General features: G+C 60.5%; 20 protein-coding genes. 9 read left to right on the plus strand and 11 right to left on the minus strand.

Annotated elements, in window-relative coordinates; genetic code table 11:
• The first annotated feature begins 39 nt into the window (after positions 1-39).
• From hemH to ACLGGT_RS06545, 3 genes are all read left to right on the plus strand, one after another.
• On the plus strand, positions 40-1,104 hold the full coding sequence (gene hemH / locus ACLGGT_RS06535) for a ferrochelatase (protein WP_008282720.1): 1,065 nt from the start codon (positions 40-42) through the stop codon (positions 1,102-1,104).
• Between the two features lie 83 nt (positions 1,105-1,187).
• A complete protein-coding gene (locus ACLGGT_RS06540) occupies positions 1,188-2,423 on the plus strand; it encodes an FAD-dependent oxidoreductase (RefSeq protein ID WP_437195375.1) in 1,236 nt (411 codons plus the stop codon).
• Complete coding sequence (locus ACLGGT_RS06545; protein WP_437195376.1) at positions 2,420-3,400, plus strand: glycosyltransferase family 2 protein; 981 nt, start codon at positions 2,420-2,422, stop codon at positions 3,398-3,400. The genes ACLGGT_RS06540 and ACLGGT_RS06545 overlap by 4 nt, the downstream gene beginning before the upstream one ends.
• An 86-nt stretch (positions 3,401-3,486) precedes the next feature.
• Here the strand turns inward: ACLGGT_RS06545 and ACLGGT_RS06550 are convergent, their stop codons facing one another.
• Positions 3,487-3,675, minus strand: coding sequence for a hypothetical protein (locus tag ACLGGT_RS06550; protein ID WP_008282723.1), 189 nt, complete (start codon positions 3,673-3,675; stop codon positions 3,487-3,489).
• Positions 3,676-3,819: 144 nt separating this feature from the next.
• Positions 3,820-4,425, minus strand: coding sequence for a L,D-transpeptidase (locus tag ACLGGT_RS06555; protein WP_008282724.1), 606 nt, complete (start codon positions 4,423-4,425; stop codon positions 3,820-3,822).
• A 170-nt stretch (positions 4,426-4,595) separates the two neighbouring features.
• On the opposite strand from ACLGGT_RS06555, the gene ACLGGT_RS06560 reads away from it, so the two are divergent.
• Complete coding sequence (locus ACLGGT_RS06560; protein WP_008282725.1) at positions 4,596-5,108, plus strand: CAP domain-containing protein; 513 nt, start codon at positions 4,596-4,598, stop codon at positions 5,106-5,108.
• Here ACLGGT_RS06560 and ACLGGT_RS06565 read toward each other — a convergent pair whose 3' ends face one another.
• The 5 genes from ACLGGT_RS06565 to ACLGGT_RS06585 all read right to left on the minus strand — a co-directional run bounded on the left by ACLGGT_RS06565 (position 5,109) and on the right by ACLGGT_RS06585 (position 9,672).
• Positions 5,109-5,612 carry a L,D-transpeptidase family protein gene (locus ACLGGT_RS06565; RefSeq protein WP_421999323.1) on the minus strand — a complete coding sequence of 168 codons (504 nt, stop codon included), beginning with the start codon at positions 5,610-5,612 and terminating at the stop codon, positions 5,109-5,111. It abuts the gene before it with no gap.
• Positions 5,613-5,685: 73 nt separating this feature from the next.
• A complete protein-coding gene (locus ACLGGT_RS06570; RefSeq protein WP_437195377.1) occupies positions 5,686-6,909 on the minus strand; it encodes a class I SAM-dependent RNA methyltransferase in 1,224 nt (407 codons plus the stop codon).
• Between the two features lie 42 nt (positions 6,910-6,951).
• Entirely contained in the window at positions 6,952-8,097 is a 1,146-nt protein-coding gene (locus tag ACLGGT_RS06575; RefSeq protein WP_437195378.1) for a CCA tRNA nucleotidyltransferase, read from the minus strand.
• A complete protein-coding gene (locus ACLGGT_RS06580; protein ID WP_437195379.1) occupies positions 8,094-8,699 on the minus strand; it encodes a CoA pyrophosphatase in 606 nt (201 codons plus the stop codon). Before ACLGGT_RS06580 ends, ACLGGT_RS06575 begins: the two co-directional genes overlap by 4 nt.
• On the minus strand, positions 8,674-9,672 hold the full coding sequence (locus ACLGGT_RS06585; RefSeq protein WP_008282730.1) for an Hsp33 family molecular chaperone HslO: 999 nt from the start codon (positions 9,670-9,672) through the stop codon (positions 8,674-8,676). The genes ACLGGT_RS06580 and ACLGGT_RS06585 overlap by 26 nt, the downstream gene beginning before the upstream one ends.
• A gap of 76 nt (positions 9,673-9,748) precedes the next feature.
• On the opposite strand from ACLGGT_RS06585, the gene ACLGGT_RS06590 reads away from it, so the two are divergent.
• Entirely contained in the window at positions 9,749-10,192 is a 444-nt protein-coding gene (locus tag ACLGGT_RS06590; RefSeq protein WP_037298651.1) for an NUDIX hydrolase, read from the plus strand.
• Here the strand turns inward: ACLGGT_RS06590 and ACLGGT_RS06595 are convergent.
• Entirely contained in the window at positions 10,167-11,453 is a 1,287-nt protein-coding gene (locus ACLGGT_RS06595) for a PP2C family protein-serine/threonine phosphatase (RefSeq protein WP_081507256.1), read from the minus strand. The two genes, ACLGGT_RS06590 and ACLGGT_RS06595, sit on opposite strands and share 26 nt — an antisense overlap.
• 138 nt (positions 11,454-11,591) lie before the next feature.
• Between ACLGGT_RS06595 and ACLGGT_RS06600 the strand changes: the two genes are divergently transcribed.
• Positions 11,592-11,927 carry an Hpt domain-containing protein gene (locus tag ACLGGT_RS06600; RefSeq protein WP_008282733.1) on the plus strand — a complete coding sequence of 112 codons (336 nt, stop codon included), beginning with the start codon at positions 11,592-11,594 and terminating at the stop codon, positions 11,925-11,927.
• A 3-nt stretch (positions 11,928-11,930) separates the two neighbouring features.
• On the opposite strand, the gene ilvA is transcribed toward ACLGGT_RS06600, so the two are convergent.
• Together ilvA and ACLGGT_RS06610 are read right to left on the minus strand one after the other, a co-directional pair.
• On the minus strand, positions 11,931-13,169 hold the full coding sequence (ilvA, locus tag ACLGGT_RS06605; protein ID WP_081507255.1) for a threonine ammonia-lyase IlvA: 1,239 nt from the start codon (positions 13,167-13,169) through the stop codon (positions 11,931-11,933).
• Between the two features lie 39 nt (positions 13,170-13,208).
• Positions 13,209-13,946, minus strand: coding sequence for a threonine dehydratase (locus tag ACLGGT_RS06610; RefSeq protein WP_437195380.1), 738 nt, complete (start codon positions 13,944-13,946; stop codon positions 13,209-13,211).
• A gap of 125 nt (positions 13,947-14,071) precedes the next feature.
• On the opposite strand from ACLGGT_RS06610, the gene ACLGGT_RS06615 reads away from it, so the two are divergent.
• From ACLGGT_RS06615 to msrA, 3 genes are all read left to right on the plus strand, one after another.
• Positions 14,072-15,298 (plus strand): argininosuccinate synthase, encoded by a 1,227-nt coding sequence (locus ACLGGT_RS06615; RefSeq protein ID WP_151977530.1) that lies wholly within the window; start codon positions 14,072-14,074, stop codon positions 15,296-15,298.
• Between the two features lie 5 nt (positions 15,299-15,303).
• Positions 15,304-15,942 carry a thiopurine S-methyltransferase gene (gene tmpT, locus ACLGGT_RS06620; protein WP_437195381.1) on the plus strand — a complete coding sequence of 213 codons (639 nt, stop codon included), beginning with the start codon at positions 15,304-15,306 and terminating at the stop codon, positions 15,940-15,942.
• Between the two features lie 129 nt (positions 15,943-16,071).
• Positions 16,072-16,740 (plus strand): peptide-methionine (S)-S-oxide reductase MsrA, encoded by a 669-nt coding sequence (gene msrA, locus ACLGGT_RS06625; protein ID WP_437195382.1) that lies wholly within the window; start codon positions 16,072-16,074, stop codon positions 16,738-16,740.
• Here the strand turns inward: msrA and ACLGGT_RS06630 are convergent.
• The gene (locus tag ACLGGT_RS06630) at positions 16,731-17,594 is read right to left on the minus strand and encodes a ribokinase (RefSeq protein ID WP_437195383.1); all 864 of its coding nucleotides are present in this window, start codon (positions 17,592-17,594) and stop codon (positions 16,731-16,733) included. The two genes, msrA and ACLGGT_RS06630, sit on opposite strands and share 10 nt — an antisense overlap.
• Positions 17,595-17,651 lie beyond the last annotated feature (57 nt).

Here is a 17,651-nt window from a genome sequence, read left to right on the forward strand (position 1 = left end):
TGTCACCCCTGTCCCGGAACACACAGGAATGACCAAGCCATGCTTGATGCCAGCCATGATGCCGCCCGCCCAGAACACGCCGCCGCCGATCACCCCAAGGTGCCGCGCGCGAAAACCGGTGTGCTCTTGGCCAATCTCGGGACACCGGATCACTACACCTACTGGCCCATGCGCCGCTATCTCAACGAGTTCCTGTCGGACCGCCGGGTGATCGACTACAGCCCGTGGAAATGGCAGCCGCTCTTGCAGCTCATCATCCTGACCAAGCGGCCCTTTACCAGCGGGCATGCCTATAAATCCATCTGGAACGAGGATAAGGGCGAAAGCCCCCTGATGACCATCACCCGCGACCAGACCACCAAAATGGCCGCCGCGATGCAGGAGCGCTATGGCGATCAGGTCATGGTGGATTTCTGTATGCGCTATGGCAATCCCTCAACCAAATCCAAAGTGCGCCAGATGGTCGAGGCGGGCTGCACCCGCATTCTCTTCTTTCCGCTCTATCCGCATTACGCCGGTGCCACCTCGGCCACCGCGAATGATCAGTTCTTTCGCGCCCTGATGGATGAGACATGGCAGCCCATTGCCCGCGTGGTCGAACCCTATTTCCAGAACCCGCTCTATATCGAGGCGCTCGCGCAATCAGTCGAACGCGCCTACGCAGAGGTTGAAAAGCGGCCAGAGATCCTCGTGGTCTCCTATCACGGCATGCCGAAACGCTACCTGATGCAGGGCGACCCCTATCATTGCCAATGCCAGAAAACGACCCGCCTGCTCAAAGAGCGGCTGGGTTGGGAAAATACCGAGATCACCACAACGTTTCAGTCGGTCTTTGGCCCCGAAGAATGGCTCAAGCCCTATACCGTAGACGAAGTGGCCCGCTTGGCCCGCGAAGATGGCAAAAAGCGCATCGCGGTGATGGCCCCCGCCTTTTCCGCCGATTGCATCGAAACGCTGGAAGAGATCAACGAGGAAATCCGCGAAAGTTTCGAAGAGGCCGGCGGTGAAGAATTCACCTATATCCCCTGCCTCAACGACGATGACGCCCATATCAAGGCGCTCTCCTCCATTGTAGAAACCAATCTCAAAGGCTGGCTCGATTAAAGCTAGCCCGCGCCTTGGCAGTGCCCGGATGCGGTGATCTTGGTGGTCCCACCTGAACTGCCTCTTTTATGGCGAGGGTAAAGATGTCGTATCGCAGCGCGACGATCACGGGCGGCCCGGTTGCAGTGATCGGAAGCGGGCTTGCAGGCATAACAGCAGCGATGCGCCTTGCGGATGCCGGGCTCCGGGTGGTGCTGTTCGAGCGCAATGAAACGCTCTTTTCCGGTGCAAGTGCCGTGTGCGAGGGCAAAATCCACCTAGGATATACCTATGTGCTCGATTCCAGCCATACGACAACGCGGCGGCTTCTGTCAGGGGCGGTGCGCTTTCGGCCAATCTTGACCCGCTGGATACCCGAGGCCGGTCTCGGACTGTCAGAAAAACCGTTTCTCTACGCCTGCCCCCGTGACAGCATGGTGCCCAAGGACGGGGTCGCAGCCCATCTTGCCCAGACTCAGGAGGAAGCCGATTCTTGCGGCACAGACCTGATATGCAAACGCGACCTGCGCTTGCGCCCTCTTAACGCCAGCGAATTGGGCGCCCTCTTCGACACGACCGAAATTTCAGCGGCATGGGAAACCAACGAGCTTGCAAGCTCTCCAAGGACGAAACGGCCCTTTTTGTTATCTGCCCTTGGCGCGCAGCCTCTGGTGGAAGCGCGGACAAAGGCCGAAGTCACGGGGATCACCCGCGAAGATGATCACTTGGTGATAACATGGGGGGCCGATGGCCTGCGCGAGAAATTCGGCGCAGTCATCAACGCAAGCTGGGAACAGCGGCTGCGGCTTGACCGGTATCTAAACCTGTCGCCACCGCGCCAAGCCTTGCATCGCTTCAAATGTGGCTTGCATCTTCAGAGCAAAGACCTTGCAGAGCGCACACCCAACGTGACCTTTGTCATTGGCGAATACGGCGACACGGTCGCATACGGAGACAGGGTTTACGCAAGCTGGTATCCGGCAGGCATGTTGAAAAGCGAAGTCGCGCTGGCACCTGATCCGGCACCGGTCTGCATTACGCCCAGCACAGCTCGGCACATCACCGAACAAAGTATCGCGGCCCTCGCGCGCTATATGCCCGGCTACGGTAACGCGCTTGCGGAGTATACAAACGATTTCGAGGTGCGGGGCGGATACATTTCAGCCTGGGGCACCTCTGGCATCACCGATCCCAACAGCGGATTGCACAGCCGGGCAGAAATAGGTGTGACAAGCCTGCCAAGGTATCACTCGATCAACACCGGCAAATACGTTATGGCACCGAAATACGGAGAAGAGGCAGCTTTGCGCGTGTTGTCTGAGATGGGGCTTGATGCGTGATCACCGTATGTATTCCCGCCTATCAGGCCGGTGCCTTCATCGGCGAAACGGTATCCTCCGTCTTGGCGCAAAGTTTCGATGATTTTCGTATCGAGATCGCGATCGACCCATCCGAAGGGGATAAAGACAGCACAGAGGCGGCGCTAGAGCCGTTTCGCGACGATCCGCGCGTGAATATCTCTACCAATCCCCGACGTCTGGGATGGGCCGGAAACTTCAACGCGCTGCTGCAACGGGTAGAAACCCCGTTCTATGCCCCGCTCCCCCATGACGACATTTGGGCGCCCGACTATCTCGCAACGTTCTTTCCTTTGGTCTCTGAACACCCAAAGGCATCGGTTGCTTATGGCGATATGACGATGTTTGACGCCAATGGGATAACCGGATTTAGATCGGTGGCCTTGCCGCAGGGCGAGGATCGGATGACACATCTGATCCGCTTTATGGTGCAAGGGGCCCATGCCATGCCGTGGCGCGGCGTGACGCGCCAAAGCGCCATCGCAGTGACCCAAGGCTTCCCAACAGATTTATGGGGCGGATTTGCAGTCGAGGCGGAATACGCCCTCGGTCTTCTAGAGGCCGGGCCAGTAATTCATGTTCCAAAAGCGCTCTATCGCAAACGGGTCTTTCAGCCACAAGAACGCATGTCTGCCTCAAAGGCCCGAACCATAGATTGGGCGGTAGAAGACCGTTTGAACGCTTGGAAGAGACATTGCCACGCGCTTGAGGTTCGGATGCGGCGGATGATGTCGACATTCAAACCCACCAGCCATGAGGTTTTTCTGGCTGAGTTGGCGTTTCGCGCCGCGATGCTTATGCGACGCCATTCCTTTGTGACACCGGGGCTGGACAAGGCCGAACTCGCATCACTGGCATCGCTGCGCTCTTACCTGCCCTCGATAGATCACCCGCTAACCCCATGCGTGGCTGAGCAACTTAGGTGGTTTGACCGCGCTGCGCAAAGTCGGACAGAGTAACTGCCCATGTCTGGGACCAATCCCAATCAGGCACAAAAAAAGGCAGTGGTTTCCCACTGCCTTTTCTTTTGGTGCCGTTGCCGGACTTAGTCAGCAGCGATAACAGCCGCGACGATTGCCAGCAGAACCAGCGGAACCCAAACGCCAGCGGCGGACGAGCTTGCAGCGGTTTCTTCAACAACGACCGGTGCCTCGATAACGGGCTCCGACAGGTTGCCTGCAAAAGCGGTCGAAGCAGCGGCGCTCAGGGCAGCAGCGAGAACGAGTTTCTTCATGATTATCCTCCAGATTTTGGCATGACGTTGCAATATACAACGCCAAGCACCCAAGACTTAACCTCGTAAGATTTTCTAATCAGCAATCCAAAGCGATTGCAATTCTATCTTGGGTCCGCCACCCAACAAATCGCCTCTTTTTCGTCAAATTAGCAACACCTGCGTGCCAACCTTGGTCAAAGAGAACAATTCCGCGATGTGCTCGTTGTAAAGTCCGACACAGCCATTCGACGACCGCCGCCCAATTTTGCGCGTGTCATGGGTGCCGTGAATGCGGTAATAGGTCCAACTCAGATAAAGCGCGTGGGTGCCCAGCGGATTATCCGGCCCCGGCGGCACAAAGGCCGGCCATTCCGGATTGCGCTTGAGCATCGAGGGCGTCGGGCGCCAGCTTGGCCCCTCCACCTTTTGCACCACCGATGTGCGGCCACGCCGCGTCAAATCGTCGGTCAGCGGCACCGAGGATGGGTAAAGTTTATAAACCGACTGATCCGCGCTCCAGAAATGCACCGCGCGCGAGTCGATATCGACCAGAATAGCCCCGTTGTTCAGGTTCGAAAAATAGGGCCGCCAATCCAGCATCCGGAACCCGGAAATATTGCGCCGCACCGTTTCTTCTTCTAGGCCACGCTCCAGTTCGACGGTATCCGCACCGTCCACACCTTGCGCAAGTGCCGGGGCACCCAGCAACGCCGCTGCTCCGGTCAGAAACGTGCGCCGGTTCCACGAAATCCGAGAGTCATGGGTCATGTGAGAAACTCCAGTCAGGCAAGCCGATGATCCGTAAGGTATAGGGTGCCAAGATTTCCGCCGCAAATCAAGAAAGTCACAACGCGCGATGTTCTGCGCATGTGGGTTTGAATCGCAACGCAAGCCGGGCTAAAGCAGAGGTCTAAACAATTTTCGGGTGGTTCTGCATCATGGCGCGTCTCTACATCCTGTTGGTCTCGGCTCTTTTGGCTCTTTCCGCCTGCGCCGCACCGCCCCCACCACAATTGGGCTCGGATGGCAAACCGCTGCCGCGTGTCTACCGAATCGCAGCGGGCCAGACCTCCGAGGTGCAATTCCGCATGCTCGATTCGGTCAATTCTCTGCGTCAGGCCGCCGGTCAGCCGCCGCTCACACTTGATTCTGCCCTCACCGCCGCCGCCGCAACCCATTCGCGCGATATGTCGGTGCAGAATCGCCCCTGGCACTTTGGCTCAGATGGCTCCTCACCGCTCGACCGCGTGCGTCGCGTTGGATATTCCGGCTCCCTCGTCGGCGAAACCATCTCGGAAACCTACGAGACAGAGCTTCAAACCCTCGCCGCTTGGATGGAACAAGAGGGCACGCGCCGCGTGATCCTCTCTCCCGAGGCGCGCAAAATGGGCTTTTCCTGGCTTCAAGAGGATGGCGGCAAGATCTGGTGGACAATGATCCTCGGCACCTGATCACGCATTGATGGTGATCGGCGTCCCGTCGCGGACCATGGCATAGACATCCTCCATCTCGCGATTCTTGACCGAGATACAGCCAGCCGTCCAATCTGGGCTTAAAAAGGCCAGTGCGTTCGGCTCGCCATGGATGAAGATATCTCCACCCGGTGATTTGCCCAAGGCCTTGGCATAGGCAATATCCGCCTCATTGGGATAGGAAATCCCAAGCGACAGATGAAACGAACTGTTGGGATTGCGCCGGTCGATGTGATACTCGCCCTCGGGCGTGCGCCCATCCCCCTCGAATTGCTTATGCCCCGAAGGCGAAAAGCCAAGATCAACCTTGTACCGCTCCAGCGTGCGATTGTGATGCAAGAGAAACATCTCTCGCTCACCCTTGTTGACAATCACCCGCGTCACATCGGGGCCACGATAGGTGCGAAATTTAGAATCCTGTCTGCCACACGCTGCCAAGGCGCTCAGCCCCGCCAGCAACACGAACCGTCTGTTAGATTTCATTGTTTTTATCCGCTCACTGCTCGTGATTCTAATACCAAAAAAAATGCGGGGCTTGGTAGAAAAATTGCTCCGTTCACGCCTTATTCAGTGTGAATCCGGCCACCAATTCCACATGCGCCGACCAACGGAATTGATCCACCACCCGCACCGGACCCATCGCATAGCCCGCCGCAATCAGGGTCTTGGCGTCTCGGGCAAATGTCACCGGATTGCAGGACACATAGGCCAGCCGGGGCAAGCGCGCGCGGGCAATCTCGGCAATCTGCGCCTCGGCCCCGGCACGCGGCGGATCAATCACCGCCCCGTCAAAGCGCGCCAACTCATCCGCCAAGAGCGGTCGACGGAAAAGATCACGCGCCTCTGTGCTCAGCGGATAGAGCCCCGCAGCCCCACGCCGTCCGGCATCCAGCGCCGCCAGCATCTCGGCCTCCCCCTCAACCGCATGTACTTGCGCCCGCTGCGCCAAAGGCAGGGCAAAGGTGCCGCAGCCAGCAAAAAGATCAACGATCCGCCGCGCCCCCGCCAAAATAGTCTCTGTTTGAGCCAAAAGCGCCGCTTCACCCTCTGCAGTGGCTTGCAGGAATGCGCCCGGCGGCGGCACCACCCGTGCCCCGCCAAACACCTGCACCGGCGCGCGCCGCGTCACCACAACCTCGTCCTCCCAGGCCAGCCGCGCCAGATCATGCCGCTCAGCCAACGCCGCCAGCGCAACACGCAATGGTCCATCCAGCGGCTTGCCATCCGTAGCCGCCACATCCAACCCAACCAAAGACCGCGTGACGCTGACCGCCAGCGCCGCCTTCCGGCTCGTGCCTGTCTCGGCCAGATCACAGGCCACGCTAAGGCCGCGCATCACCTCGGGATGCAGCAGATGGCAATCAGGGACCTCAATGATCACATCGCTGCCACGGGCATGAAACCCGGCCATCGCCCCCTTTTTCGTGCGTTTTGCAGCAAATGTTGCCCGCCGACGGGATCGCGGTGGCGAAATATGGATCGGCTGAAATTCAGCCACGATGCCATGCGCTGCCAGCGCCGCGCGCACCACCTCTTGCTTCCACGACGCAACAAACCCGTCTGACGCATGTTGCACCTGACATCCGCCACAGGATCGGAAATGCCGACAAGGCGCGCTCACCCGATCCGAGGATGGCAAAAGAATGCGCACATCGGTCAGGGTTTGACCGTTCAAAGTGCCCGAAACCCGCTCACCGGGCAGGGCCAGAGGTGCGTACACCGGCCCCTCGGCAATGCCGTCGCCCTGATGCCCCAACCGTATGATGTCATGCTCGCTCATGCCTGCGCCTTTACCCCGCGCCGCGCCGCTATAAAAGCCCGCTCACAGCAGATCGTCGCGTGTCAGCGCAAACCCCGACTCGATCCAGCGCCGCTCCAACGCGTGCAACCGTTCACCCAACGTGGGGCCGGTATACTCTGGCATCAGGTCCGCCGCTGTCACCGGAAACCTTGCCTTGGCCCCTTTGGCCAAATCCTCGGCATCGCGCGCCTGCCAGGTGTTTTCCAGCAGCGCCGCGCGCAACAGCAAGATCGCGCGCCCCTCCGCGATCCCGTGGCGATAGCCCAACTCTGCCGCGTGCATCATGTCTGCCGCCGCGCCCCTCAAACTATCCAGCCGCCGCGCCTCTGCCCGCGACAGGCGCAACCGCTCCGCAACCGTCTCTCCACCCAGCGCGGCCAACCGTAGAATCGCATCTGGGGCTGTGTTTGTCTCTGATTCCAGATGCACCAACAGCGGCAAGGCGCGCGCATCGCTTCCGGGCAGAACCACAGCCAACACTCCCGTCGCCTGCATCGCGGCCACAGACGGTGCCGGGTCAGGTGCGGCGAGCAGCTTCCGCATTTCCGCCCCCACACGCTCGCGCGACAGCCCGACAATCCCTTCGACATTGCCAGCACAGGCCGCCAACCCCTCGGCGTCAAGCCCGCCTTCGGGATCACCATACCAGGCATGAAACCTGAAAAACCGCAGAATACGCAAATAGTCCTCGCGAATCCGTTGATCGGCATCCTCGATAAACCGCACCCGCCGCGCGCGCAAATCCTCCAACCCGCCCAAAGGATCGACCACGGCACCATCAGTCTGGGCATAAAGCGCATTCATCGTAAAATCGCGCCGCCGCGCATCGGTGCGCAGATCGTTGGCAAAGGCCACCACCGCATGACGACCAAAGGTCTGCACATCCTCGCGAAAGGTCGTAACCTCATGGCCGATGTGACCCGAAACCACCGTAATCGTGCCATGTTCAAGGCCCGTCGGCACCGGCCTTAGCCCCGCCGCATGGGCCAGCTCCATCACCATCTCGGGCCGGGCATCCGTGGCAATATCAATATCCCCCACCGGCATCTCCAAGAGCGCGTTGCGCACACAGCCGCCGACAAACAGCGCCTGATACCCCGCCTCGGTCAGCATGGCACAGACCGCCTGCGTCGCCTTATCCTCGATCCATGCGCCAGAAACCTTCATTCCGGCTCCGCCAGATCCGCCAGGTTACGCAGAATGCGCGCCGTCGCCCCCCAGATGTAATAGGGGCCATAGGGCACCGCATAATAGCGCCGCCAATCCCCCCGCCAGCGGCGCATTTCGACCCTATATCGGCCCAACTCTAGCAAATGCGCCAAAGGCACGTCGAACACCTCATCGACTTCGCCCTGCTCGGCCCGCGGCTCGAACGCTCCATGCACCCGCGCCAGAACCGGCGTCACGTCAAAGCCGGTCACGGTCTCGTGCCGGGGCAAGAACCCCAGCACCTCGACGCTGCGCCGGTCTAGCCCGATCTCCTCCTCCGCCTCCCGCAGCGCGGTGGCCGTGATATCAGGATCACCCGCATCCTGCTTGCCGCCCGGAAACGCAATCTGCCCCGGATGATGCCGCAACTTCGAGGACCGTTTGGTCAGAATCACGCGCCCCTCGCGCACCGGCACCAATACCGCCGCCGCCCGCAATCTGCGCCCTTCGGGCAAAACAACACCGGGATTTAGATCATAATCCGACGAAGGCGCGCGCGCCGCCCGCAATGCGCGCAGCGCTCGCTCCAGCGGATCAGTCACTGCCCCCCGCCCCGTCATCCTTGGCCTCAAACCCGACAGTGGCCGGGTCCAGCCGGTAATGCGCCCCGCAAAACTGGCAATCGGCGGTCACAATCCCCTCTTCGGTGGTCATGGTCGCAATATCGCGCGCAGAATAGATCGACAGGCTGCTGCGCACCCGCTCTTCCGAACAGGTGCACCCAAACCGCACCGCCTGCATATCGAAAACGCGCGGCCCCTCTTCGTGAAACAGCCGCACCAAAAGATCCGTTGGCGCAATCGACGGGCCGATCAGCTCCAGATCCTCGACCGTATCCAGCAAGACATTGGCGCGGTTCCAGTTTTCGGCATCGTCGCCGTCCAGAATATCCTGCGGCTGCAACAGCCCGCCATCGCCCGATCCGCCGTCATTGGCAAAGGGCGACGCCTTGGGCATATGCTGCAACATGACACCACCCGCGCGCCAATGCTCCACACCACCTGCCTCTGTCGATTTCCCGAAACTCAGCGCAAAACGCGTGGGCAACTGCTCGGACTGGGCAAAATACGCCTCGGCACAGTGGCGCAGCGCCTCTCCGGCAATCGGCGTAATCCCCTGATAGGGCGTGGTGCCCTGCCCCTGATCCAGCATCACGGCGAAATACCCCTCGCCCAACTGATCGAACGGGCGCGCATGGCTCAGCCGCTCTGCGTCGAAACTGGCATAGGCGCGCATCCGCGCAGGCTCGTCCGGCTCGCTTGGCCCATAGTAATCGGTGGCAATCATCCGCACCGCACCGCGCGTCTGCACCTGCAACGACAGCTTCCACCGCAGCTTGATCGTCTGCCCGATCAACGCCGTCAAAAGCGCCATTTCCGCAATCAGCGCTTCAACCTGTGGCGGGTAATCATGCTGTTTCAGAATCCCGTCCAGCACCCCATCAAGGCGCACCACCCGCCCTCGAATATCCGCGCGGTCAAGTTGGAATGGCAGGATCGTATCATCCCAAGCGATTTTCTGTCCAAGTGTCATGGGCTTTCCTTTGGGTCTCGACTTGGCATATCGCGCCTGTACCGTCAGGACAAGCCAACCCCAAGAGAGGTGCCACGTGATCAGACGATTCGGAGACAGCCCCCGGCCCGATGTGGCCTATCGCCTGCGCCCCGGTGCCTATGCCATCCTACCGCATCGCGGGCGGCTGCTTGTGACCCATCAGGCAGAACCGCTGCCAGAATTGCAATTGCCCGGCGGCGGCATTGATCCCGGCGAATCACCCGTGCAGGCGCTCTATCGCGAGGTGTTCGAAGAAACCGGCTGGCTCATCGCCCGGCCCCGACGGCTCGGGGCCTTTCGCCGGTTCACCTATATGCCGGAATACGGATTCTGGGCGGAAAAGCTCTGCATCATCTACCGCGCCCATCCGGTCCGGCGCTTGGGCCCACCCACCGAGCCGGGCCATCGCGCGGTCTGGATCACACCGGAACAGGCGGCACGTGACCTCGGGAACGCTGGCGACCGGCATTTCGTCAGCCGGGAAACGCACTGCCTTTGAATTCCAGCAGTACCCCGGAAATATCATCATCAAAATCAGCATCCCCGGCAAAATCCGACAGTTTCCAGATCAATGATTCGAGCAGCGCCATGCCCCGCGTCTGCCGCAGATCCCGCAGGATATGCGCCAACCCCTCTTCTTGCAGCAGCGCCCCGGTTTGGCCCGCACATTCAATCACCCCATCGGAATGGATCAAAAGGCGATCACCCGGCCCCATCTGCACCTCGAATTGCTCAAACTCGGCCCCGTCGATCAACCCCACCGGCAAACCGCCCGCGCCCACAAATTCCACTGTGCCATCCGCGCGCTGCAACGCCGGATGCGGATGCCCCGCCTGCGACAGGATCACCCGCCCGCTCTCCAGATCGACATCCGCCAGAACAAGGGTGAAATAATGCTCGGTTTCCATCTCTGACATGATCAGCCGGTTCAGCATCGCAATCGCCTGCGCAGGCGGCCGTGCCACGAACCTTCCATCGCGGGTCTTGCGCAGGGCCAGGTTCTGCTCCGGCACAGAGGCCGACAGATACCCCGCCAGCCGCGCCGTCATCAGCGCCGAACTGATCCCATGGCCCGACACATCGATCCCGTATAGCCCGATGCGCGTGGCCCCAATCGGGAACATCCCCACCAGATCGCCGCCCACATGCCCCGCCGATTGCAGCATCAAGGACACCTCGGCCGCGCCGAAATCGCGATAGCGCTCGCTCACCAGCGATTGCTGCAGCTTCTTGGCCTCGACCAAATCGCTATCGAGCGAATCATAAAGCGTCTGCAACTCGTCCAGCGTCGATTTGATCAGCCGGTTCTTCTCGGTCAACTCGCGCTGCATCCGCAGGATACGCGCCCCCGCCGAAATCCGCGCGCGCAGTTCGGCGGCATTGACCGGCTTGGTCAGAAAATCATCCGCCCCCGCATCAAGGCCCAGCGCCACCTCATCCTTGTCACTCTTAGAGGTCAAAAGGATGAAATACCCATAGCTCTCTTGTTGCAAGTCTCTGAATTTACGACAGAATTCAAGCCCACTTAACCCCGGCATCATCCAGTCGCTCATCACCAGATCAGGCGGTTGATCCCGGCAAAGTCGCAGCGCCTCCTCGCCCGACTCGGCCTCCTGCACCTCGAATCCCCAGCGCTGCAAAGAGGCGGTCAGGATACGCCGCTGCAATCGGCTGTCATCCACCACCAGCACGCGCTGGATCACCCCGCCGCCCGCATCCGTCCCTGTCACCTGTTCCGCTCGTGATCGCACCGGGGCCACCTTTTACACTGTCCGCCCCCTTCCTAGGCTCACAGGATTTAACGGGATATGAATGTTAAAATTCGCACGAATTTCCAGCCCAGCTTAACCCTTTATCAGCCCTTGGCGCCCAGTCTGATCCCATGTGTCGGAGGGTAGATGATGATCGACTGGGGCCGCGTGCAGGACCTGCGCGATGAAATCGGGGCAGACGCCTTTGCCGAGGTGGTAGAGCTTTTCCTTGACGAGGTGGATACCGAGATCGGGAAACTACGCCTGCCAAACGCGGGCCAGAACCTTGAGGCGCTGTTGCATTTCCTCAAGGGCAGCGCGCTCAATCTCGGCTTTACCGCCTTTGCCGATCTCTGTCACAGCGGCGAACGCGCCGCCGCCATGGGCGCGGGTGCCAGCGTTGATCTGACCGCCGTGCTCGATTGTTACGCGCACTCGAAATCCGAATTCGTGGCCGGTCTTGATCGGGTCATCGCCGCCTGAGGCTCAGATCAGGAACTCGGCCAGCACCTCATCGCGCGTGATATCGCGATATTCAAACCCGGCAGCATCCAGCCGCGTCAGGATCGGTGCAAAATTCTCGGGCCGCGTCGTCTCGATCCCGATCAGCACAGAGCCAAAGTTGCGCGCCGATTTCTTGAGGTATTCAAACCGGGCAATATCGTCCTCCGGTCCTAATATCTCCAGAAACTCGCGCAGCGCGCCGGGCCGCTGCGGCATCCGCAGGATAAAATACTTCTTCACCCCCGAAAACCGCTGCGCCCGCTCCTTCACCTCCGGCAACCGTTCAAAATCGAAATTCCCGCCAGAGGTCACACAAACAACCGTCTTGCCCCGGATCACATCCGCCATGTCCTTGAGCGCATCAACCGCCAGCGCCCCCGCAGGCTCGAGCACGATCCCCTCGATATTCAGCATCTCCAGCATCGTGGTGCAAAGCCGATCCTCTTCGATCACCATCGCTGCACTTGGCTCCATATCCGCCAGCCGCGCGAATGTGCGTGCCCCGATCTGCGCCACAGCCGCTCCATCGGCAAAGGTGTTCACATGCCGCAAGCGCACAGGTTCCCCCGCCGCCAGCGCCGCACCCAGACAGGCACCCCCCGCCGGTTCCACCAGCGTCAGCGCGGCACGTGCGCCCACATAGCTGCGCACCCCCGCCGATAACCCGCCACCGCCCACCGGCAGGATTAAACGATCCGGCATGCCACCCAACTGCGCCTCGATCTCGACCGCAACGGATGCCTGCCCCTCGATCACATCCTCGTCGTCAAACGGCGACAGGAAATGCCCACCGACCTGCGCGCAATAGGCCTGCGCCGCCGCCAGCGTGTCGTCGAAATAATCGCCCGTCAGCCGGATCGCCACGGCATCGCCGCCAAACTTCTCGGTCTTGCCGATCTTTTGCTGCGGCGTCGTCACGGGCATGAAAATCACGCCTTTGACCCCAAAATGCCGGCACATATAGGCCACGCCCTGCGCGTGATTGCCCGCACTGGCACAGACAAACGTCGCCGTATCTGGCCGCGCCGCCAGCACCTTGCGCATCGCATTGAACGCGCCGCGCAGCTTGTAGGACCGCACCGGGCTCAGATCCTCGCGCTTAAGCAGGATTTCAGCGCCATAACGCTCGGACAGGTGATCATTGCGTTGGAGCGGTGTCGGCTCGAACACGGCGCGCATCGCCGCCTCTGCGGCGCGGGCATTTTCCTGAAACTCGGTCATGCCCGCCTCAGTGCCCCAATCACACCCTTCTGACAAGGCTCAGAGCGCGCGCTTTTCGATATAATAGCCGTAAAGCGTGGTCAGAATGCTGATATTGACCAGACCCGACACCACCGTGCCCAGCACCATCAACACGGCCCCGATCACCGGCGTCAAAAGCAGCAACCCAAGCAAAAGCTGCAGCGCGAATTGCGCCACCCCCAGAATAAGAACAAGGATCAGAATCGTGGCGCTGCTGCCTTCGGTCGCGGTCCACGCCTCTTTCAACGTGAGCGGCTTGCCAATCGCCGCCGCAGGCAGCATCGTCGAAAGCCGAAAGAACACCACATTGGCCGCGACGATCACCACGACACTCACAATCGTGACAATCAGTGGCACCACGCCGCCGACAACCCCAACCACCAGAAAGAGGGGCAGCATCAGGCCCATCATCACAAGGCCAAGCCAGAGCGAATGTCCGATATAAGACAGCATGCGATCCGTGCGCAGCATCGGCACCCAGCCTTGGGGGTATTCCGCCAAGAGGATAAAGCGGTGCCACGCCACAATGACCCAGAGCGCCAGACCGATCAGCACAAGCGCCAACAAGATTAGCCCCGCGATCTGTCCGCCCGTCGCACCCTCGGAATCCGTCCCGTCCATCGAGACACCCAGAACCGCAAAGAGGACCAACGTCGCAATCCCGATCCCCAAGGGCACCAGCACAATCCGGACCACCTGAGGCAGATTGTTGAAAATCATCTGCACTGAATGGATAAAAATACGCCACGCCGCCATAATCGCACCTTTTGACAATTGCCCGCTGTCGCTAGCACAACCAAAGGCGCAGTCAACCGCGTCCACTTGCCCATCACCGCAAAAGCCGCTACTCCGCCAGCCAGATTTGACGCAAGGGGAATGACATGTCCGCGCCCAAGAAAGTTGTTCTGGCCTATTCCGGGGGCCTCGATACCTCGATCATCCTGAAATGGCTCCAGACCGAATATGGCTGCGAGGTTGTGACCTTCACCGCTGATCTCGGTCAGGGCGAGGAGCTAGACCCAGCTCGGCAAAAGGCCGAGATGCTGGGGATCAAGCCCGAGAATATCTATATCGAGGATGTGCGCGAAGAATTCGTGCGCGATTTCGTCTTTCCGATGTTCCGCGCCAATGCGCTTTACGAGGGGCTCTATCTCTTGGGCACCTCCATCGCCCGCCCACTGATTTCCAAACGTCTGGTCGAGATTGCCGCCATGACCGGTGCCGATGCCGTGGCCCATGGTGCCACCGGCAAGGGCAACGATCAGGTCCGGTTCGAGCTGGCCGCTTACGCGCTCAATCCCGATATCAAGGTGATCGCCCCTTGGCGTCTCTGGGATCTGACCAGCCGGACCAAGCTGATCGCCTTTGCCGAAGAAAACCAAATCCCGATCGCGAAAAACAAGCGTGGCGAGGCTCCCTTTTCCGTCGATGCCAACCTGCTGCACACCTCCTCCGAAGGCCGCGTGCTTGAGGACCCCGCCGAAATGGCCCCCGATTACGTGTATCAGCGCACCGTCAGCCCCGAAGACGCGCCCGATACGCCTGAGTTCATCGAAGTCAGCTTCGAGCGCGGCGATGCCGTGGCCATCAACGGCACCCCCCTCAGCCCTGCAACCATCCTGACCGACCTCAATGAATTTGGCCGCAAACACGGCATCGGGCGGCTCGATTTCGTCGAAAACCGCTTTGTCGGCATGAAGTCGCGCGGCATCTACGAAACACCCGGCGGCACCATCCTGCTCGAGGCCCATCGTGGCATCGAACAGATCACCCTTGATAGCGGCGCGGGCCATCTCAAGGATTCGCTCATGCCGCGCTATGCCGAACTGATCTACAACGGCTTCTGGTTCTCGCCCGAACGCTACATGCTTCAGGCCGCCATCGACAAAAGCCAGGAACATGTCACAGGCACCGTCCGCCTCAAACTCTACAAAGGCTCGGTGTCCTGTGTTGGCCGCTGGTCCGATCACAGCCTCTATTCCGAGGCCCACGTCACCTTTGAAGATGACGCTGGCGCCTATGATCAAAAAGACGCGGCCGGCTTCATCCAACTCAACGCGCTGCGCCTGAAACTCCTTGCAGCGCGCGACCGCAGGCTCAAAGGCTAAGGATCGTGGAGGCCGATTTCTGGCATACCCGTTGGGAAAACATGCAGATCGGCTTTCATGAAGGCGACGTAAACCGCATGCTTGCGGCCCATATCGGCGCGCTTGGTCTCAAGCCAGGCGCGCGGTTTTTTCTGCCCCTCTGTGGCAAAACCCGCGATATCGCCTGGCTCTTGGCCCAAGGCTACCGCGTCGCAGGCGCGGAACTCAGTAACATCGCCGTGCGCCAGCTTTTCGAGGAGCTGGGCACCGTGCCGGAAATCACCGATCACGGCACCCTTCGCGCCTATGCCGCCCCCGGCGTCACTGTGTTTGCGGGCGACATTTTCGCGCTCACCCCCGATCTGCTCGGCTCTGTCGATGCAATCTATGACCGCGCCGCGCTCGTGGCGTTGCCGCCCGATATGCGCACCCGCTACACCGCGCATATTGTGGCCCTTACGGCCACCGCCCCACAATTGCTCATAACCTTCGAATACGACCCCACGATCATGGCGGGCCCACCGTTTTGCGTCACCTTCGATGAGGTGAGCCGCCACTACGCCACTCAGTACCGGATCACCACGCTCGCCAATCTCGACGTGCCCGGCGGGCTCAAGGGCGTCTGCCCCGCACGTGAAATGGCGCTACATCTCACACCGCGCTAGGCCATCTATTGCCGAACGGCCCCATAAAAAGCGAAACATTGCTCAACACCGCGTGACCTCACGACGTCGTTGTTTGGCCTCTCCCTGCAATTGCGCCATGTTGCTGGCAATAGCAGGAGGGTTAAAACCATGCTGAGCAATGTTCGGAAACTCAAGGCAGCGCTGCTCGCAGGGCTTATCATCCTTGGCCTGTGCGTCCACGGTGGCCGTGCCCATGCGGCAGAAACAGAAACGCTCATCGTCGCAGGCGGCTGTTTCTGGTGTGTCGAATCAGATTTTGAACAGGTCCGGGGCGTCATCGCGGCAGAGTCGGGCTTTACCGGCGGCACGGTCAAGAACCCCAGCTACAAACAGGTCACATCCGGCGGCACCGGTCATTACGAGGCCGTGCGCCTTACCTTCGACCCCGCCCAAGTCACCCGCGCACAACTCCTGCACCTGTTCCTGCGCTCGGTCGATCCAACTGACGCAGGCGGTCAGTTCTGCGACCGGGGTGACAACTATCGCACCGCGATTTTCGTCTCTGATCCCGCAGAAAAACAGATTGCAGAGGGTGCCATCGCTGAGGCAAAATCAGCCTTGGGCCAGAAAATAGTGACCCCCATTCTCAATGCTCAGCCCTTCTATGCCGCCGAAGCCTATCATCAGGATTATTACAAAAGCAGCGAAATCATCCTCACGCGCTTTGGCCCCCGAACCAAAGCCAGCGCCTACAAGCTCTATCGCGACGCCTGCGGCAGAGATACCCGCGTCAAAGAGCTTTGGGGCAAGGATGCGCCCTTCGCCGGTCACTCCTGACCAAGAAACGCGGCCACCTCGGCCGCCAGGGGGATCGCTCCTGATGCTCCGGGGCGCGTAACCGCAAGGGCGGCAGCACCAACCGCCCCTTGCAACGCCCGCTCTGGGTTCAGGCCCGCAGCCAACCCAGCCACCAAATACCCGGCCAGGGCGTCACCGGCGCCAGTCGTATCCACCGGAACAACCTTTCGCGCCGGAATAGTGACTGCATCTCGGCACCCCGCCTCTGTCCAGAGAACACCGCGCGCCCCCCGCGTAACACACAGCATGGGCACCTGAACCGCGCCCATGGCCTGCGTCATCCGCGCCGCCTCCCCCTCGTTCACCATCAAAAGGGTGACATGGGGCAGAACCGCCCGCAGCGCCGCCTCATCAAAAGGCGCAGCAGAATAGGCGACACGCATCCCCCTGTCTTGGGCCATGCGCGCCGCCTCAACCTGCACATTCGTCTCATTCTGTAGCATGAGCCAGTCGCCCAGCCCCGCCTCCGCCAACGCGGCCTCAACATCCTGCATCCGCAAGGCCCGATTGGCCCCGGCATGGATCAAAATCGCATTCTCGCCGCTCTGCTCAACTGTAACCACCGCATGGCCCGACGCCCCTTGGTCCCGGCGCACATGCCGCACATCCACGCCATCCGCAGACAAAAGCTCTACCATCCAATCGCCATCCGCGCCCACCGCGCCGATATGCACCACTTGCCCCCCGGCCCGAGCCACGGCAATCGATTGGTTCGCCCCTTTCCCACCCAGCAACCGCGCATAGCCCTGCGCCGTGACAGTCTCACCCGCATGCGGCAACTGCGCCACGCGATAGACGTGATCGGCATTGATCGACCCGAGATTGAAAATCATACCGCCCGCTTCTTTTTGGCCCAAATACTCAACTTTCTTTTCCAAGGATAACAGCCA

It is taken from the genome of Roseovarius sp. MS2 (genome assembly GCF_051447875.1).
Classification (GTDB): domain Bacteria; phylum Pseudomonadota; class Alphaproteobacteria; order Rhodobacterales; family Rhodobacteraceae; genus Roseovarius; species Roseovarius mucosus_A.

What these genes read in the sequence shown, in the direction of transcription:
- ACLGGT_RS06600 (WP_008282733.1), top strand. Translation starts at nt 11,592, where the DNA reads ATGATGATCGACTGGGGCCGCGTGCAGGACCTGCGCGATGAAATCGGG.
- ACLGGT_RS06615 (WP_151977530.1), top strand. Translation starts at nt 14,072, where the DNA reads ATGTCCGCGCCCAAGAAAGTTGTTCTGGCCTATTCCGGGGGCCTCGAT.
- ACLGGT_RS06575 (WP_437195378.1), bottom strand. Translation starts at nt 8,097, where the DNA reads ATGAAGGTTTCTGGCGCATGGATCGAGGATAAGGCGACGCAGGCGGTC.
- ACLGGT_RS06585 (WP_008282730.1), bottom strand. Translation starts at nt 9,672, where the DNA reads ATGACACTTGGACAGAAAATCGCTTGGGATGATACGATCCTGCCATTC.
- ACLGGT_RS06630 (WP_437195383.1), bottom strand. Translation starts at nt 17,594, where the DNA reads ATGATTTTCAATCTCGGGTCGATCAATGCCGATCACGTCTATCGCGTG.
- ACLGGT_RS06570 (WP_437195377.1), bottom strand. Translation starts at nt 6,909, where the DNA reads ATGAGCGAGCATGACATCATACGGTTGGGGCATCAGGGCGACGGCATT.
- ACLGGT_RS06580 (WP_437195379.1), bottom strand. Translation starts at nt 8,699, where the DNA reads ATGACGGGGCGGGGGGCAGTGACTGATCCGCTGGAGCGAGCGCTGCGC.
- msrA (WP_437195382.1), top strand. Translation starts at nt 16,072, where the DNA reads ATGCTGAGCAATGTTCGGAAACTCAAGGCAGCGCTGCTCGCAGGGCTT.
- hemH (WP_008282720.1), top strand. Translation starts at nt 40, where the DNA reads ATGCTTGATGCCAGCCATGATGCCGCCCGCCCAGAACACGCCGCCGCC.
- ACLGGT_RS06560 (WP_008282725.1), top strand. Translation starts at nt 4,596, where the DNA reads ATGGCGCGTCTCTACATCCTGTTGGTCTCGGCTCTTTTGGCTCTTTCC.
- ACLGGT_RS06565 (WP_421999323.1), bottom strand. Translation starts at nt 5,612, where the DNA reads ATGAAATCTAACAGACGGTTCGTGTTGCTGGCGGGGCTGAGCGCCTTG.
- ilvA (WP_081507255.1), bottom strand. Translation starts at nt 13,169, where the DNA reads ATGACCGAGTTTCAGGAAAATGCCCGCGCCGCAGAGGCGGCGATGCGC.
- ACLGGT_RS06540 (WP_437195375.1), top strand. Translation starts at nt 1,188, where the DNA reads ATGTCGTATCGCAGCGCGACGATCACGGGCGGCCCGGTTGCAGTGATC.
- ACLGGT_RS06610 (WP_437195380.1), bottom strand. Translation starts at nt 13,946, where the DNA reads ATGGCGGCGTGGCGTATTTTTATCCATTCAGTGCAGATGATTTTCAAC.
- ACLGGT_RS06550 (WP_008282723.1), bottom strand. Translation starts at nt 3,675, where the DNA reads ATGAAGAAACTCGTTCTCGCTGCTGCCCTGAGCGCCGCTGCTTCGACC.
- ACLGGT_RS06555 (WP_008282724.1), bottom strand. Translation starts at nt 4,425, where the DNA reads ATGACCCATGACTCTCGGATTTCGTGGAACCGGCGCACGTTTCTGACC.